The sequence below is a fragment of the Arenibacter catalasegens genome, from assembly GCF_002909235.1.
GTDB lineage: Bacteria > Bacteroidota > Bacteroidia > Flavobacteriales > Flavobacteriaceae > Arenibacter > Arenibacter catalasegens.
Genome location: NZ_PHQQ01000035.1, coordinates 21,804 through 39,402 on the forward strand (window position 1 = coordinate 21,804; position 17,599 = coordinate 39,402).

The 17,599-nt window shown below is 37.4% G+C and carries 14 protein-coding genes; 8 read left to right on the top strand and 6 right to left on the bottom strand.

Annotation, left to right across the window (positions count from 1 at the left end):
* Window positions 1-274 precede the first annotated feature (274 nt).
* Window positions 275-1,081 carry an OmpA family protein gene (locus CWD90_RS20915; protein ID WP_103478007.1) on the top strand — a complete coding sequence of 269 codons (807 nt, stop codon included), beginning with the start codon at window positions 275-277 and terminating at the stop codon, window positions 1,079-1,081.
* Between the two features lie 154 nt (window positions 1,082-1,235).
* The gene (locus CWD90_RS20920; protein WP_103441910.1) at window positions 1,236-1,754 is read left to right on the top strand and encodes a DUF7935 family protein; all 519 of its coding nucleotides are present in this window, start codon (window positions 1,236-1,238) and stop codon (window positions 1,752-1,754) included.
* 12 nt (window positions 1,755-1,766) lie between these two features.
* Here the strand turns inward: CWD90_RS20920 and CWD90_RS20925 are convergent, their stop codons facing one another.
* Genes CWD90_RS20925 through CWD90_RS20945 form a run of 5 tightly spaced genes read right to left on the bottom strand, consistent with a single transcriptional unit; the run spans window position 1,767 to window position 7,016 of the window.
* Entirely contained in the window at window positions 1,767-2,657 is an 891-nt protein-coding gene (locus CWD90_RS20925) for a patatin-like phospholipase family protein (RefSeq protein ID WP_103478008.1), read from the bottom strand.
* A complete protein-coding gene (locus CWD90_RS20930) occupies window positions 2,654-3,565 on the bottom strand; it encodes a patatin-like phospholipase family protein (protein ID WP_103478009.1) in 912 nt (303 codons plus the stop codon). Before CWD90_RS20930 ends, CWD90_RS20925 begins: the two co-directional genes overlap by 4 nt.
* A complete protein-coding gene (locus tag CWD90_RS20935) occupies window positions 3,562-5,649 on the bottom strand; it encodes a M1 family metallopeptidase (protein ID WP_103478010.1) in 2,088 nt (695 codons plus the stop codon). Before CWD90_RS20935 ends, CWD90_RS20930 begins: the two co-directional genes overlap by 4 nt.
* 55 nt (window positions 5,650-5,704) lie before the next feature.
* Complete coding sequence (locus tag CWD90_RS20940; RefSeq protein ID WP_103478011.1) at window positions 5,705-6,430, bottom strand: hypothetical protein; 726 nt, start codon at window positions 6,428-6,430, stop codon at window positions 5,705-5,707.
* Window positions 6,431-6,434: 4 nt separating this feature from the next.
* Entirely contained in the window at window positions 6,435-7,016 is a 582-nt protein-coding gene (locus tag CWD90_RS20945; RefSeq protein ID WP_103478012.1) for an RNA polymerase sigma factor, read from the bottom strand.
* A 339-nt stretch (window positions 7,017-7,355) separates the two neighbouring features.
* Here CWD90_RS20945 and CWD90_RS20950 point away from each other — a divergent pair, with 339 nt between their 5' ends.
* The 6 genes from CWD90_RS20950 (at window position 7,356) to recG (ending at window position 17,272) form a co-directional block, all read left to right on the top strand.
* A complete protein-coding gene (locus tag CWD90_RS20950) occupies window positions 7,356-8,375 on the top strand; it encodes a hypothetical protein (protein ID WP_103478013.1) in 1,020 nt (339 codons plus the stop codon).
* A 166-nt stretch (window positions 8,376-8,541) separates the two neighbouring features.
* Complete coding sequence (locus CWD90_RS20955; protein WP_103478014.1) at window positions 8,542-9,111, top strand: hypothetical protein; 570 nt, start codon at window positions 8,542-8,544, stop codon at window positions 9,109-9,111.
* 129 nt (window positions 9,112-9,240) lie between these two features.
* On the top strand, window positions 9,241-10,263 hold the full coding sequence (locus CWD90_RS20960) for a hypothetical protein (protein WP_103478015.1): 1,023 nt from the start codon (window positions 9,241-9,243) through the stop codon (window positions 10,261-10,263).
* A gap of 174 nt (window positions 10,264-10,437) precedes the next feature.
* Window positions 10,438-12,390 carry a PKD domain-containing protein gene (locus CWD90_RS23670; protein WP_103478016.1) on the top strand — a complete coding sequence of 651 codons (1,953 nt, stop codon included), beginning with the start codon at window positions 10,438-10,440 and terminating at the stop codon, window positions 12,388-12,390.
* Complete coding sequence (locus CWD90_RS20970) at window positions 12,391-14,961, top strand: CHAT domain-containing protein (protein ID WP_103478017.1); 2,571 nt, start codon at window positions 12,391-12,393, stop codon at window positions 14,959-14,961.
* 211 nt (window positions 14,962-15,172) lie between these two features.
* Window positions 15,173-17,272: an ATP-dependent DNA helicase RecG gene (gene recG, locus CWD90_RS20975; RefSeq protein ID WP_103478018.1), complete on the top strand. Its 2,100-nt coding sequence runs from the start codon at window positions 15,173-15,175 to the stop codon at window positions 17,270-17,272.
* A gap of 23 nt (window positions 17,273-17,295) precedes the next feature.
* On the opposite strand, the gene CWD90_RS23120 is transcribed toward recG, so the two are convergent.
* Window positions 17,296-17,460, bottom strand: a complete 165-nt coding sequence (locus CWD90_RS23120) for a hypothetical protein (RefSeq protein ID WP_157941289.1) — start codon at window positions 17,458-17,460, stop codon at window positions 17,296-17,298.
* Window positions 17,461-17,599: the final 139 nt, after the last annotated feature.

The window sequence follows — 17,599 nt, forward strand, 5'->3', positions numbered from 1 at the left end:
GACTCACCAATAAAATCAACTATAAAATTGAAATATGTATACCTGCTTAAATACTCTGGTGCAACTATAATGGTCACACAAAACTTTGGTGCCATTTTCTAGCTTTAAGGATTTGTAGGACTTCCCTTATTTGGAACGAAAATATTATTTAAAAAATAAGAGAGGCACCCAATTAATTTAAATATTAAATTTGCTCGCGAAATGAAATTTTATAACCTTGCAGGAAATCAACTAATTAATAAGTACCCAAATAGTCTATAAACAAATTTTATCCATGAGAAGAAACATTTTTACCACTCTAGTTTTATTAATGTACATTACTATTAGCCATGCACAAAGCAAAAAGGACCTTATTCTGGAAGTGGATAATCTTAGGACTCGAGTTAGGGAAGCTGAAACTGGACTGTCAGAATTGAAACGGGAGGAAAGGATTGCGTCTGCCAAAGTTGAATCTTACGAGGCGCAGGTTGATGAACTTAAAGAAACTAATGCCAACCTATTAAAAAACTTAAATAGTTTTACGGAGGCTTCTAATAAAAGGTCTAATCATATTAATAGTACGCTAGAAAGTCTAGTTAAAAAGGAAGGGCAATTAAGAGTAATCAATGATGAACTAAGCAGCCGCGATTCAATTATCCTTGCCGTATTTACTCAATTTAAACAAACGTTGGGCAGTGATCCTAAAATTACAGTGAGCAATGGAGCCGTAGCCGTTGTAATGGAAAATAGTTATGTTTTCGGCGATAACGTTAAGAATTTTAAAGTACAGGAAAAGGCAGAAGCAATTATTGCTAAAATTGGTGCTGTCTTAAAAGCGAATCCTACGATGGATATTCAAGTTGTTAGTAACAGTAATTTGGTTGAATCCAAAGATAATAAGTCCAACAACTGGGAGATCGGTACACAACAGGCTGCGGCCATAGCCAGAATACTGGAAAGTAAATATCAAATAGAGCCCAAACGAATCATTGCGACCGGAATATCGGAATTAGGGCTTTATACCATTGAAACATCCACAGAGATTATAGTGCAACCAAAATTTTATGAATTCTATAAATTGGTTAAAGAGAGTATGAAATAGACTCAATAATTTAAAAAGCGCTATTAAGCGCTTTTTTTTTGGCCATGTTAGAATCTCCTCCATTTAAATGTATAGGGCAAAATTTAAATCCCTTCATAATTTTTAAGGGAATAAACCGTTTAACATTCTACAAACCAAAAAATACCAATACAAAATGAACGGAGAGGAAATTTTTAAACTTTTTGCCTATTTACTACCAGCTGTTGTAACCGGAATGGTTGCCTTTTATTTTTTCAGGTTACACACCAGGAACGAAGAAGGAAGAAGACGATACCTATTGCACAAAGACAGTCAAAAAGATACCTTGCCCATTAGACTACAGGCCTATGAAAGAATGGCGCTGTTTCTGGAACGAATTGCTATCCCTAGTTTGGTAGTTCGGGTTGGACCAAAAAATAACAACAAAAATGATTATGAAAATTTGTTGATCAAGAGTATTGAAACTGAATTTGAGCATAACTTATCCCAGCAGATTTATATGACCGATGAATGTTGGAATATCATTAAGGCGGCAAAAAGTGCTACCATCCAAATGATCAGAAAAGCAGGAATGAGCGAATCCGATTCGGCAGATAAATTACGTGAGGACGTTTTAAATGAAACCATGGAAAAACATTCACCATCCGCCACAGCCTTGTCCTACGTTAAAAAAGAAATTGGGGAACTTTGGTAAATTGAAGTTGAATTAGGTACCACTAGAAAATTTATCCTCGGCATAACTATAACCTTGTTGCCACCACTGGGACATGAGTTTTTTGTTGAAAATTAAGGAATTTTCTGTAAGTTTAATGGGGGTGTAATATAAGTTTAATTGCACTCCTTTATGCTTTGCGGCCAATACCCCTTCCGAAATATCATGGTATTCTATCTGGTCCAAGACAAACCCGTATATGCTCAACATTAGGGAAAACGGATTTTTGCCCAAGACCTTATTATGATCCATATTTTCGGATTCCAAGATTATAGCATCTATCTCTGTAGCTCCCCTTCTAATTGCCTCCCTAATGGGAACAACACAGCCCAAACCACCATCGCCATATTCAAATCCGTCCTTTTTAACCAATGACATAAAGGGAATATAGTTACAGGAAATCCAAATCCAATCACAGAACTCATCATAGGAAAAATCCTTTATGGATTTATATTCTATCCTGTTTTTAGAAAGGTTGGAAACTGTTACCACCACATCCTTATGGCTTTCTTTTATCTTTTGAAATTCCTTAACGGTAAAATTCTTTCTTATGGTCCTACGCAAGGCCTTACTCTCCCCAAAAGTACGTTTGCTCTTTATAAATTGGAGAAAAGTGGTCAAAAAATTTATAGAAACATATTCGCGATCGCCCTTTTTTCTTACTATAAAGGGATTTAGACTAAAAATTGAGCGTTGGTTAACATTGGTGTAAATATCATATAGCTTCCCAATTTTATTTAAAGCCAATTGCGGAATTAAAAGACTTCCCGTAGAGGTGCCTACTAAAATGTCATATTCCCGTTTTTCCACTTCCATTAAGTATTGGGCCACTCCACCTGCAAAGGCACCCTTACTTCCTCCCCCACTTATCACCAGTGCTTTCATATAATTGCAGTCTCTATTTGGTTGGTCTCCGAATTTTTATGCTTGGCAAAATTAAATCCACTTTCCCACCATACAGTCATTTTTTCCTTTTCAAATATAAGTGAGTTGGTTGTGAGTACCGTTGGTGTATAGTAGAAATTGATAATGGCATTATTGTGGTTGGCCACATACTTGCCTATCCTGATATTTTGTTGTTCTATTCTATCCAGCATAAAAGCAAACATACTGGTTAGTAATGAAAATACATTTTTGGATGGCATTCTATTTAATTGTGTAACCTCGGTTTGCAATATAATGGCATCCACTACCGTTGCCCCTCTTCTAATGGCTTCCTCAATAGGTACCATACTGCCTAGACCCCCATCTGCATATTCACAACCATTTTTCTTTACCAAGCTCATAAATGGGGTGTAATTACAAGAAACCCAAATCCATTCACAAAACTCCTCATAGGTACAATTGTTTATGGATTTATATTCTACTTGGTTTAATGATAAATTGGAAACGGTTACCACAATATCAAGAGGTTCCTTTTTCAAATGCTCAAATTCGGCTATGGAAATGGTATTCTTGATCAATTCCAATAAATTATGACTTTCCCCAAAGGTCTTACTTCCCTTAAAAAAATTTTTCATCACATTAATATGATGTATTCCAATCGTCTCAATTCCATATTTTTTCTTAATTACAAAGGGGCAATTACTAAAAATATCATTTTGATTAACGGAAGTATAAACCTGCCTAATTTTCTCTATTTTTTGAAGCGCCAGATGAGATATTAGCAAACTGCCCGTAGAAGTACCCAAAAACAAATCGTATTTGTGATTCATTTCCTGCATCAGGTATTGAGCTACACCACCAGCAAATGCACCCTTGCTACCACCACCAGAAATAACCATTGCTCTCATTCCGAAATCAGTTTGTTGCTAATATAACGCAATTCCTCCGCATTTAATTTTACTTTCAACTCGTCAATTCGGTCCCTATATTCCTTTTGTTCCAAAAGTTGGTCCAATAGTGTCCGTGCGTATTTTCTAAATTGCCAAGCATGGTGCTGGGTACTATTTATTAAATCCAACAAATTCTTATCCGAAAAACCTATCAATTCCTCCAAAAATTGAAATGTCACCTGCCGTACTTCATAAGTGTACTTTGGGGAGGTGTATCCACTAAGCTCCAAATAATAATCATTGGTGTTATTGGGTTCATAATCTTTGGTTAGCAAGGCCAAGGTGAGCCATAATAATCGGATATTCTTATTAGAAAAGCCTTCTATGTTTTTGGTCTTGTCTAAATATTTGCCTCTATCTGCTGGATAATTTATCCATAATTTGTAAAGCATCGTCTCTTTGGTAATATAGCTTTCATCTTCCAAAAGGGATTCAAAACCAGACTTCAGGTTTAATGGTATCTGCTCTAATGAGAGTGCTATCGCCTGGCGAACCATAATATCATTATTCCCTAATACCCCACTTATAAAATTCTCGGATAGAGATTTATAATAGGTATTGATTATTTTGGATTTTAATTGAACGGATTTTGTGCTTTCCCAATACCTTTTTATAATGGACTCATTGTCCGCACTACTTATCATTACTTCTTTTTGCAGGTCGAAAAAATTCTTTAAATCCTGCGATTCTCGAATCAAACTTAGCTTTGCCTCAGTAAATAGAAATTCCTTTTCCACTAACCATCGATTCTGAAAATCCTTTAAATCGTCGCCACTCGCCAACTCCATTTCCTTAATAAAGTCGTTCACCGTTGCATTTCTATAGGCGTACTTGTTTAAATACTGCTGAATACCTTTCTTGAAATCTTCCTCCCCTAATTGTTCCCTTAGTACATGTAATGCCCAAGCACCCTTTTCATAAAAAGTAAGACTCCCAGCTTTTGGATCAATAAGGGACTCTCCCATCTCCTTTTTGGATAAGGCCTGTAATTCGATCGCCGATTCGTATAATTTCCAATAATAATATTCTTTTCCAAAAAGCTCTTTTTCTGCTAGGAGGGCATAATAGGTGGCAAAACCTTCATGAAGCCAATGACTGCTTCCATCCACTTCGGTAACCAAATCACCAAACCACTGATGTGCCATTTCATGGGCGTTTACATTTACGTAATTTCTGTCCTTAAAGGCTATGGAATCCATTACATAAGTATCCGAAAAAATTGTGGTGCCCGTATTTTCCATTCCCGCATAAAGAAAATCACGGACAGGAATCTGATTATAATTTTGCCAAGGATAATCGACTCCGATTTCAGTCTCGAGGAAATCAAATATCTCCTTGGTAAATCTATAAGTAGGTTCTATCAAAGAACTATCCCTGGGGTAGTGATATAACCCAATGGGTACTCCCCTACTCGATAAAATCTGTTTTTTATGGTAGTTGCCTATGGAAAAAGCCAATAAATAACTGCTCATAGGCCCTTCCATATTAAAACTCCATTTTTTTAGTAAGTCAAGTTCCTTTGTTCCTAATAAGGCACCATTGGCAATTACCTCAAAGTTCCTATCAAAGGTGATGTCCAAATCAAACTCAACCTTTTCGGTCATATCGTCAAAACTGGGAAGCCAGTGGCTTGTATATTTTCCTTGTCCCTGGGTCCAGACCTGCTCGTTCCCGGGTATCTCATCCGCCCATCCCAAAAAATACACTGTTTGTTTAGGTTTGGCAACGTATTTTATTTTCAAGGAATAAGATTTATTGGCTTTAAATTTTTTATGAATGATAATATTTTTACCATTATTGATGGCCTTAACCTTTTTGTTATTGAGCCTAACCTCCATTAATTGCAGATTTTGGGCATCCAAAAAAATGGAATCCACTTTTTGCAAGGCCTTCAATTCATAGGTTACAATTCCGCTAATGGTTTCTTGCTTGGGATCAATACTTATATCGACCTTAGCGCGAAGAAAATCTACCTGGTCCTGATGTTGTGCAGAAACAACGAAGGTTATCAAAAAAAGAAGAAAGAAAAGGGGATGCCTCATATTACAAATATAAGGCCCGTGTTATTGCCATGTTCAATTTATTAAGAAATATACATTATAATTTATCTAGCAAATCTTGTGCCTTATCGTATTCATCGGCAGTCGGTGGAATTTTGACCAAGACCAGCTTACAAGCATCGTACTTCTTTTGCTTTAAAAGTGACAATGCTTTGTACCACAATGCTTCATTTTTATAAACCGACGTACCTGAGGCTAATTTGTCCAAATCTTTATCAGCACTGTCATAGGCCTCGATTTCAATTTGGGCAATACCTCTATACAATAACAATTCTTGCCTGTTGGAATCATTACGCAATAGTTCGCTAAAATAATCAGTAGCCTCCATATAAGACTTATTATTAAAAGCATCCTCAGCTTTCTTGGCCAAAGGATCTCCATTACTTCTCTGAACCAAAGAGATAGTTTGCTGGGTTGCAAAATCGTTATACTGTGGCTGATTATTATTCATTAGCAAATACCCTCCAATGGAAATCAATAGTACAATTGCCGCCGCATACTTCCAAATTACAGTCTTAAAGCTCGTTGGCGCTTTTTCTTCAAAATGCTCCTTCCCCAAAGTTTCAAGGTTTTGTTCAAAAGCGGTAAGATCTTCCAAGTCAGTGAACTTTTCAGATAAATATGTAGAAGTTTCCTTATAGGCTTCAAAAGATGCCTTGAAAGATTCATCTCCTACCAAACGGGCCTCGAAGTCCTTTCGGGCTTTCGAATCAAGGGTCCTGTCCAGATATGCTTCGTATAATTCTAAATCCAATTCGTTCATGATTTTAGGCTTTTAGGTTTTTATATTCCGACGATTCCTGCACCATTCGAGTCAATTCGCCAATGCACAATGATTTCTTTTTGCGTGCATAGGCATAAGTAACACCTAATTTTTGAGCTACTTCTTCCATTGATTTTATTTCGAAAGTAGTTTTTAAAAGGTCTTTGCAGGCGTCTCCTAATTTTTGAAACATGCGATCGAAAACCACTTTCTTTTGTTTTTCGATCTCAAATTCATCAGCAAGTTGCAATGCATCGTCATTAATAGATATCACTTCTTCGTTTATTGTTACCTCCTTTAAAGAACTTTTTTTGATTTCGTTCAACCATCGCCGTTTACAGAGTAAGAAAAAATAGGCGTCGAACGGACAGGTCAATTGCAGACCTTTATGTTTAGCCTGATTGTAAATGGTAACCAATACCTCTTGCACAACATCTTTGGCGGCATCTTCATTGCCGCTATTTTTTTTGATATACCCGACCACTTTTGGTACAAAACGGGCATAGATGCTTTTAATCACCAAAGGGCTGTTCATCAATAACCCCTCTATATACTTCTGATCCGGATGGACATTTGCTTTTGCCATTCACTAAAAATTTCCCCTAAAGTAACAAAACTATGAGTTCTTTTTTACAAAACTATATAGGTCTGTGAATATCAACTCTATAAGATTCCCAGATATGGTGACAATGTATTCTTTCCTGATTTAAAGGCTTTCTATTTTACCATAATGGTTCAGCTTATCCTAATAAAATAGATAACAATTGATGAAGGAAATCACTTGGGGCTCATTAAATAATCTAGCCGTATCCCTTATAAAATTGAAGACAATTAAAATATCTCAAAATAATAGGGTAACAAAATTGAAACTGTTTTGATATAAGGGAGAACAATAAAAAATCATTTTAATTTAAAAATAAATATCATGAAAAATGCAAAACAAATTTTAGGACTTTTTTTAATGACGGCGGCCTTGATAACAAGTTGCCAAAAAGATACAAACAGAGATACCGATTTGGAGGACATTATACCCGTAAGGGCTACTCCCCAAGATTTTACGGATTTAAAAGCTTCTTCCATGGAAAATCTAAAACAAACATTTCAAATCGATGTTGATGGCTCAGGTACTTTCACTACCGAAAACGGTGTTGAGATAACCATGAATGGATCTTGTTTGGCCAACAATGGTAGTTCGGTTTCAGGGATGGTAGATGTGGAAGTAATTGAACTTTTTGATAGAGGAAGGATGCTCGCTACCAATAAAACTACTATGGGACTTACCCCTACAGGAGATAAAGCCCTTTTAGTAACGGGAGGAGAATTTTTTATTGAAGCTACACAAAATGGTGATGTTCTACAACTTATATGTCCTATACAAGTAATTGTTCCAACGGCTCTTACAGGTGGGGACGATAATGATATGACGCTTTGGGACGGAATTATTGGTATGGACTGTGAAATTGAAACCGGATGTGATGATGTTACTTGGGTGGAGCAAAAACGTGATGGTCAGAACCAAGGTTTAGACATTGGTCAGGGTGCATCAGGCCAGTCATCTTATATGGCCTTCTTTAACAACTTTGGTTGGACCAACGTGGATCGTTTTTGGAGTGACCCAAGACCAAAAACCAACTTGTTGGCAGAAGTACCTGAAGGTTTTAACAATGAGAACTGCGCATTGTATCTGTCCTATAATGGTGAAGCAGGCTCACTTGCGAACTTGGATGCTTATGATCCTGAGACCGGATTATTTTCTGAGCATACCGGAATTATTCCTATTGGTCTAGAATGCCATGTCATCTTTGTTAGTGAAGACAACGGTAGTTGGTTATATGCGATCAACCCTGTTACCATTGTTGCCGATGGCACCATTGTTATTACAGAAAGCGACTTGGCCACCACCACTGAGAGCCAGCTGATCACTATGATAAACGCTTTGCCATAGCATTATGATTTTTACAATAGAAGGAGGGCTTCTTTGAAGTCCATCCTTCTATTTATAGTATTTAGAAAAAAACTTAAGTAGAATTAAAAATAGGGTAACAATAATAAGGTCCTGTTGATATAAGGATGTAAATCAATAAACAATACAAATCTTAAAATAACTTATTATGAAAAAATTGATCTTGATTTTAGTTTTCGGCTTTATTTCTTGTAGCCCTGATGATAACAATGTTCCTGATTCAGACTGTGATAATTCAACCTCAGAATTTCAAACACTATATCAAAATATGATTACATCTGGTCATACGGACACAGTAACTTATGATACGGAAATACATGAATATACTTTTGAACTATCTACAACCGAAGAAGTTTGTGGAATAGGCTATCAAAGTCAACCTGGGATAGCAACCACACCCTATGTAATAGAAATAGTGGAGAGCAATACAACAACCATTATTTACTCTGGTTCCCACACCTTCTCCGATACTGCAACTTCTTATGTAACTCCTACAGCAATTATTAGTTTACAAGCAGGAACCTCCTATACCATAAAACGAATTCAAACAAATTGGGGGGCTAGTATAGGAAATACAATTGGACGAATGGCAACTAATAATGCTATGAGTTTTCCATACACTAACGGATCAATGACCATTACAAGTTCAAAATTTCATCAAAACGGAGGAACGGCAATTGACTTTGGTGTCCCTTATATTGACATAATCTTCAATTAAAACGGTACCCAAAACAGAGAAGGGATTAAGTTTTATGTTAAAAATACTGAATACAGGGTAACAAAAATAAAGCCCTGTGGATATAAGGATGTAAAACGATAAATAATACAAATCTTTAAATAACTTATTATGAAAAACATACGAAAATTATTCGGAATGCTTGCCATGAGCGCTTTAACCTTGGCCAGTTGTTCAAAAGAAGAAAAAGATCAGACTTTTGAACCTGGACTACTATTCCAAGCGGCAACACCACAGGAATTTGCAGGTTTGAAATCAGATGCTTTAGAAGATTTAATTCAGGATTTTCAGTTCGATGCATCGGGAATGGGAGTTTTTACAACCGAAAACGGAACCCAAATCAGTATTAATGGTGCTTGTTTAACAAAAAACGGGAATGCCGTTACTGGGCAGGTAGCTGTTGAGATCGTCGAATTATATGACAGGGGTAATATGTTGTTGACCAACAAAACAACAATGGGCAGAATGGATGATGGAGGGAAAGCTATTATGATTTCCGGCGGTGAATTTTACATCAATGCAACTCAAGGTGGGGATCAATTGGTCTTAGGCTGTAATATGCAAGTAATTATTCCTGTTGACCTAACAGGAGGTGCTGATAACCAAATGTCATTATGGAAAGGAACCATTGGCGAAGATTGTGATTCTACGATTGCCTGTGATGATATTATTTGGGATGAAATTCGTGATGAAGAGGGAAATATGCCTGGTATTGAAATAGGTAAAGGTATAACTCAGGGAGATGCCTATTATACCTTCTTCCAAGAGTTTGGATGGACCAATGTGGACCGGTTTGCTGGAGACCCCAGACCAAAAACGGGACTATTAGTTGACGTTCCCGAAGGATTTAACGATGAAAATAGTGCTGTCTATATCTCTTACGATGGCGAACCAAATGCCCTCGCTTTTTTGGACAAATATGATGAAGATCTAGAACTGTTTACCGAGCATTATGGTCAAATACCCATCGGTTTGGAGGCTCATGTCATTTTCGTAAGCGAAGATAACGGTAACTGGTTATATGCTATAAAGGCTGTGACAATCGTAGCCGATGGAACAATAAGCTTTGATTTAACGGATACTGCAACAGCATCCGACACCCAGCTTAAGACCTTAATAAACAACCTGCCATAATGAAAGGTATACATTATTCATATAATTGGATTTAACTTCAGGACTGGTGGCTGGTATACTGGCCACCAGTCTTTGATTGTTTAAACCTTCAAAAGAATTTTAACATATACCAAAGAGCTAGTCACAACGTTAGGTACTAGGGAGTTTTTTAATCGTAAAACCAATTTCGCTCCAATGCAAAAACAATTCACCTTACTTATCTTGTTCTTATTCGGATTTACTATCCAAGCACAAGAGCTGATTGTAAACGATACTATCCTGCGCTACGCTAATATTGGTTATGATGCCAATGGCAATGAGGTTTCCTTTCTTTCGGATACTCCGCCACTACAGCAAATAGCAGGAGCACCAAAGGCCTTTTACAGCTATTATTGGGAATTTGGTGATGGTAACTATAGCACCGAAAAGGACCCGAAACACAGCTATAAAAAGACAGGGACCTACGAGGCAAAACTCTGGGCCACCAACAATTACGATACGGGAAAACCACCTGCCACTAGACCTAAAAAAGTGGTCATCAACGAAATTACAAATACAGCGGACGATGTAGCAAGTGTGACCGAAGATTTTATACTTAAGCGCAATCGCGAACCAATGATCAATGAAGAAATGGTCATGATCCTAAGCTATAAGAACACCAACAACTATACCTCCTCGGGTAACATTCATCTGTTCTATAACGAGATGGCGTTCAAGAACGATAACTTTTTAGATCCACAAATTAGGATGCATCATGGTGAAAGTTTGATACCTACGGATATAATTGTGAATAATACGACTAGCAACCCTACCCAAACATTCTTGGCATCCATTGAAAATGAATTCGTTACTTATGGCATCCAACAACAAGATTCCACAAAAAAAACGAACCTACCGCTAAGTATGGACGAAGCTAAAATGGACTATCGCTCCCAAAAATCAATTTCATTTAACAATATGCAGCCAGGCGAAGAAAGAAATATCTTTTTGACCATGCGGACAGCTCCTGAAATGATAAAAGATACTAGTGCCATTATTTCGGTTCGAGGGATTTACGTTCCTGATAATAATTATAGTGACCATACTGTAAAAGATATGGAAATGGAAATCGTGACCTCCCACGACCCCAATAAAATGTCATCCAACGGAGTATTGATGAACTACCGATTGGTACGTTTTAAAACCTTGAAATACAAAATTAAATTTCAGAATAATGGGGAGGGACCGGCACGGACCATTCGCTTGGAAACAGATATTCCTGAAATGCTGGATATGTCTACCCTAAAATTGGAAGACCAATATCCTGCTTGCCCTATATGTCCAAAAGAACCAGTGCGATATAGTTGTTTGGATACTACCTTTCTGAAAAATAAGGTCATATTTACCTTTAAGAATATTTACCTCCCAGGAACGCAACAGAAAAATGTACAGGAAAAGGATTCTACCAAAGGGTATGTTAAATATAGCATCCGCTTTGCAAAAGACTTCCATAAGAAGAAGACGAAGAGCCGAACAGCAATCATTTTTGATAAAAACGAACCTATTATTACCAACTACGCCACAACCCGTTTTACTCCTGGTATTTCTATTGGAGTCAAAGCTGGGTATAATTATTACCCCAATGTAGAAAACGCAAAAAGCTATTTTATGAGTGCTGTGGTCTCTCCCTACAAACCATATCGTTTGTATGGTCAGGCGGAATTCAGCAATAGTTTCAACTCAAGCACAAGTGGTACTAGTGTGGACCAGATCGTTGACGACCCTAGGACCAATGGCAAAGGGTTACAACGAACCATAACATCGACAGAAGAAAAAAGTGTAAATTGGGAGGTGCCAGTTTTACTTAGATATAATCTCAACAACTATATTGGTATTGGTACAGGTATTCAGGCGAATGTAAATATGAGCACTACGGCCAATAATAGTGTAACTGTTGAAAACTACGAAGGCGATACGGATCAGTTTCTAATCGATTCAACGACCGATTCCAATTCAGTGAAAGAATCCTTTACTAACTTAAGGACAGGTATTTTGTTCGATGTCACCGCAGGTTTTCCCCGATTAGGACCAAGTGTAGGCGCAAGGTATGTACTGAATAATAAAACAGATTTTAGCTATTGGCAACTCTATGCCTTATGGCGCTTCTAATTGAAAAACCTGAATAAAATAATCGTCTTGGTTTTCTGGGCACTCCCCTTCTGGAGTTCAGCCCAGCTAACTACGAATGAACTATACAATATGTTGGACAGCCTTGTGGCCAGTCCAACAATTGAAAATCTCCAGCATCTCGAAAATTCTGCCCATTCCTTCAGTTCAACTGCCAACTCGCGTGATGAACAACTTACTTTAGTCATTGCACGATGTAATCTTGGCTATTATTTCGAAAAAAATGGAGACTTGGTCAAAAGCACCGAAAACTACGAAGATGCCTATCATCGTTTCGAATCCAATCATTTGTCAGATTACGATATTTATGTAAATGCAGTAGTTCCTTTGGCAGCTCTATATACACGACAGGGCGACTATTTGAAGGCGGAAGAATTGTTAAGGAAGTGTGCTTCCCATGCCATAAAGACCGAAAATAATACTCTTTTGTTCAATACTGTATTGTCATTATCGGCCCTTTATAATTCCACTTCTAGATATGAAATGTCTTATCTGTTATTAAACGAAACTTTAAAGAAGACAAATATTCCTCTACAGGCTGTTGCTTCTTTGAAAAACAACCTTGCCACTGCTTATTTCCGTAATGGAAGCTTTAATAAAGCAAAACAGTTGTTATCCGAAATAATAAGATTATCTGGAGTTAGCCATGTAAATGCATATAAAAGTCTCGCATTTATAGCACTAAAAGAAGGCCAGGTAGAAATAGCTTTGGATTACTTTGATAAAGCGAAAACAGCACTTATAAATGATAAAAATACCTCCGCCCGTGAATGGGTAAACTTACAGGTAGAAGAGGCCGAATTACTGTTGGAAATCGGTAACACCCTTGAAGCACAAAATACATTGCAAAAAGCTTTATCTGTATTACTTCCCTCCTATTCTGGAAAAGGGTTGCCGGACAAATCAATAATATTCCCCGATCGTAATTTTCTACGCATTTTTGATACCTACGCCGCTACGGCAACAACTTTTGAGGATGCATTGAAGGCCTATGACCTTGCTTTTTATGTGACTACTTTGCTGCAACAGGACTATACTTCCCAAGAAACTAAAATTATACACCGGGCAGAGGTAAAACATCGCACTGAAAAATGTATCGATTTATTGTGGAAGCAATATTCTGACACCAAGGAGCAGATTTGGGCCGAAACAGCCTTTAAATATGCTGAACACGGCAAGGCTTCGGTATTAATGGAAAGAAATGCATTGGGTAATGAAAATGATAAAAATCCCTTTGGGGAAACTTTTGAGTTGGAAAACCTCTTAAGAACCCGTGATAAGCTAACCGATCAATTATTGCGTGCGCAATTCAAAAACTTGGGTGAGGATATATTGGAGACTTTTTCTTCAGAATTGGCCGGCATTGACCAACAGATAAAAATTGCCCGATCTAATTTGCCTACACCGCCTCAAAAAGAACTAATTCTTGGTGATCTGCAACAGAAATTAAAAACCGATGAAGCAATACTGCAATCCTATTTTTTAGGCAGCACAAGCAACTATCTATTTACAGTTAATGATTTAGGAATACGAATGTTTCGTCTTCCCAATACCAAAGAACTTACCCCACATATTTTAAAATTCGTCCATCTATTTGATGGCCCCGATGCCATAAACAATGATGTATCCAACTTTGCTAAAACCGCTCATAAGACCTTCGAAGTTCTACAGTTGAAAAATGGTTTAAATAAAAAACATCTGGTACTAATTCCTGATGGATTGCTGAACTTCCTTCCTTTTGAATCGCTTTTGACCAAGGCGACAAATGAAATGTCGTTTTCTAAAATGCCATTTTTAGCGGTAACACAAAATGTAGCATATGCTGTAAAGGCGCAGCGTTATTTGGAGGCAACATCCATTACCGAAAATATATCAGTTTTAGGTGTTTTTCCCATTTTTAAAGGAAGTCCCGACGAATTATCTTATTCCGAAGTAGAGGCCAAATTTCTAGGGGATACTATGTCTGCGGAATTGGTTTTAGAGTCTCAGGCAACCAAAAACAATTTTATTGAGAAATCAAAAAACCATAACCTAATTCACCTATCGACACATGCCGGAAGTGGCGATTTTGTAGTCCCGGCACATGTACAATTCTATGATGATTTACTGTACCTACCTGAACTACATAGTTTAGATATGAACGGCAAAACAATCATCTTAAGTGCCTGTGAAACAGGAATTGGAAAACTTCAAAAAGGGGAAGGAGCCATTAGTGTGGCACGTGGTTTTGAGTATGCCGGGGCCTCATCAGTATTATTTTCACTTTGGAAAGTAAACGACCAGAGCACAGCCTCGGTAATGTCCCGATTTTACAATTCGCTTAAATCATCTGGATCTGTATTTGAATCGAACCATATAGCAAAACTATCTTACTTAACGGACAAGAATGTTCCCAATGCTAAAAAATCACCTTACTATTGGAATGGTTTTGCATATTACGGAGCCATTGATATGAAGGGAAATTCCATCAACATTATTTGGTGGTGGGGTGCTTCACTATTGCTTCTAGGTGTTATGATTATGGTATTCGGGTTAAGGAAAAAACGAGATTGAAAATTTCAAGCATTCCCCTTTTAGAGGAATGCAGTTGCTTTATTATCCTTTATTTCTAAAGTACCGTGAGAATAATAATTACACACTTGCACTTGTATGGTGGAACTCTTATTTTAGTCTATTGAAAAAAATAGGTCATTAAATCTAGTAGTCCTAAGTTAATTAACAACAATTATTAATTAGACTTCTACCAATAATCAAGTGTATCCCGATGAATTCCAATGTACTACAGACGCCAATTGCTTACCTAAAAGGTGTTGGTCCCAACCGTGCAGATTCCTTACAGTCGGAACTTGGTATACAGACTTATCAGGATTTGATAAATCTTTTTCCCAATCGCTATATAGATAAAACACAATATTATAAAATTAACCAACTGCAAAGAACCAGTGCAGATGTTCAAATTGTCGGCAAGATTGTCAACATTAAAACGGTTGAGCAAAAAAAAGGAAAGCGTTTAGTAGCCAAATTTGTTGATGATACGGGCGATATTGAACTGGTTTGGTTCCGTGGCCAAAAATGGATCAGGGAAAACCTAAAGTTAAATATTCCCTATGTCATCTTTGGCAAAGTTAATTGGTTCAATGGCACCTATTCCATGCCCCATCCGGAATTGGAATTAATGGAAGAACATAAAAAGGGTTTAAAAATAAGCATGCAACCTGTTTACCCCTCAACAGAAAAACTGGCTAACAAGGGAATTACCAATAGAGTAACCAACAAACTTATTCAGCAGTTATTTATGGAGACCAAGGGTCAGTTTACTGAAACTTTATCCCCTGGACTTATAAGTGAATTAAGCCTTATCAATAAAAGCGAAGCGCTGTTTAATATTCATTTTCCAAGAAATCAAGAGCTACTGGCCAAGGCCCAGTTTCGGCTTAAGTTTGAAGAATTATTCTATATACAGTTACAGCTCATTTCCAAGAATTTATTACATAAGCAAAAAATAAAGGGGTACAATTTTGATCAAGTTGGGACACTTTTCAAAACTTTTTATGAACATCACCTGCCCTTTGAGCTTACCAATGCCCAGAAAAGGGTAATAAAGGAGATTAGGGCAGATTTGGGGAGTAATGCCCAAATGAATAGATTACTGCAGGGAGATGTAGGGTCTGGAAAAACGATTGTGGCACTAATGACAATGCTGTTGGCCATAGATAATGGTTACCAAGCCTGTTTAATGGCCCCTACAGAAATTTTGGCCAACCAACACTTTATGGGTATCAAGGAGCTCCTTGGAGGTCTTGGTGTAAACATAGCCCTACTTACTGGATCGGTAAAGAAATCGGCACGAAAGATAATCCATGAACAATTGGAAAATGGCGAGCTGAACATTTTAATAGGTACCCATGCCCTATTGGAGGATAAGGTAGCATATCAAAATTTAGGCTTGGCCATTGTGGACGAACAACATAGATTTGGTGTTACACAAAGAGCGAAGTTATGGCACAAGAACGATATGCCCCCCCACATTTTGGTAATGACCGCCACACCTATTCCCCGGACTTTGGCTATGAGTCTATACGGAGATTTGGATATTTCTACTATAGATGAGTTACCTCCGGGAAGAAAACCCATAAAAACTGTCCACCGGTACGATTCCAACCGTCTAAAAGTATTTCAATTTATAAGGGATGAGATTAAAAAGGGACGGCAAGTCTATGTGGTCTATCCATTAATCCAAGAATCTGAAGCTTTGGACTATAAAGACCTTATGGATGGTTATGAGAGTATAGCAAGAGATTTTCCGCTTCCAGATTTTCAGATTTCCATTGTACATGGTAAAATGAAACCTGCAGACAAAGACTATGAAATGGAACGCTTTGTTAAGGGGGAAACCCATATTATGGTGGCTACAACGGTAATAGAAGTAGGTGTTAATGTCCCCAACGCCTCGGTAATGATTATTGAAAGCGCGGAACGGTTCGGGTTGTCGCAACTACACCAATTAAGAGGTAGGGTTGGCCGTGGAGCAGACCAAAGTTTTTGTATACTAATGACAAGCCACAAACTTTCCTCCGATTCAAAGACTAGATTGGAAACCATGGTGGGCACGAATGATGGATTTCAGATTGCAGAAGTAGATCTAAAACTTAGGGGACCTGGTGATCTAATGGGAACCCAACAAAGTGGTGTTCTTAACTTAAAAATAGCGGACATTATAAAGGACAATGATATACTAAAGACGGCTAGATACCATGCCCTAAAAATTTTAAAGGAAGATATTAGCTTGCAGAAATACCCAATTATACTTCATGCCTATACGCAATTGGTGAAATATAAAAATATTTGGAATTATATCAGTTAAAATTGGCTGTCGCCCATGGGCAATTAGTTCTTACGGTTTTTTGGGGGCTTGCACTCCATGCAGAAATCAGAAAATGCTACAAGTTCACTTTTAACGACTTCATGTTCTTTTTTTAATAGTGCTTCCTTATTTCCAAAATCCGTTTCCAAATAGACCCTTGAGCTGATCTTATTTCGTTCAGCTATCATTTTGTCAAAATAGGGGATCAATCCCAAAAGTTGTGTGTGAATTGAAATAGGAGTCCGATCTTTGCAAGAAAACGATCGGCATTGGAATTATCTTTGGACCTATTAAAGCTTATACTACCAGAACTATTAATAACGCACT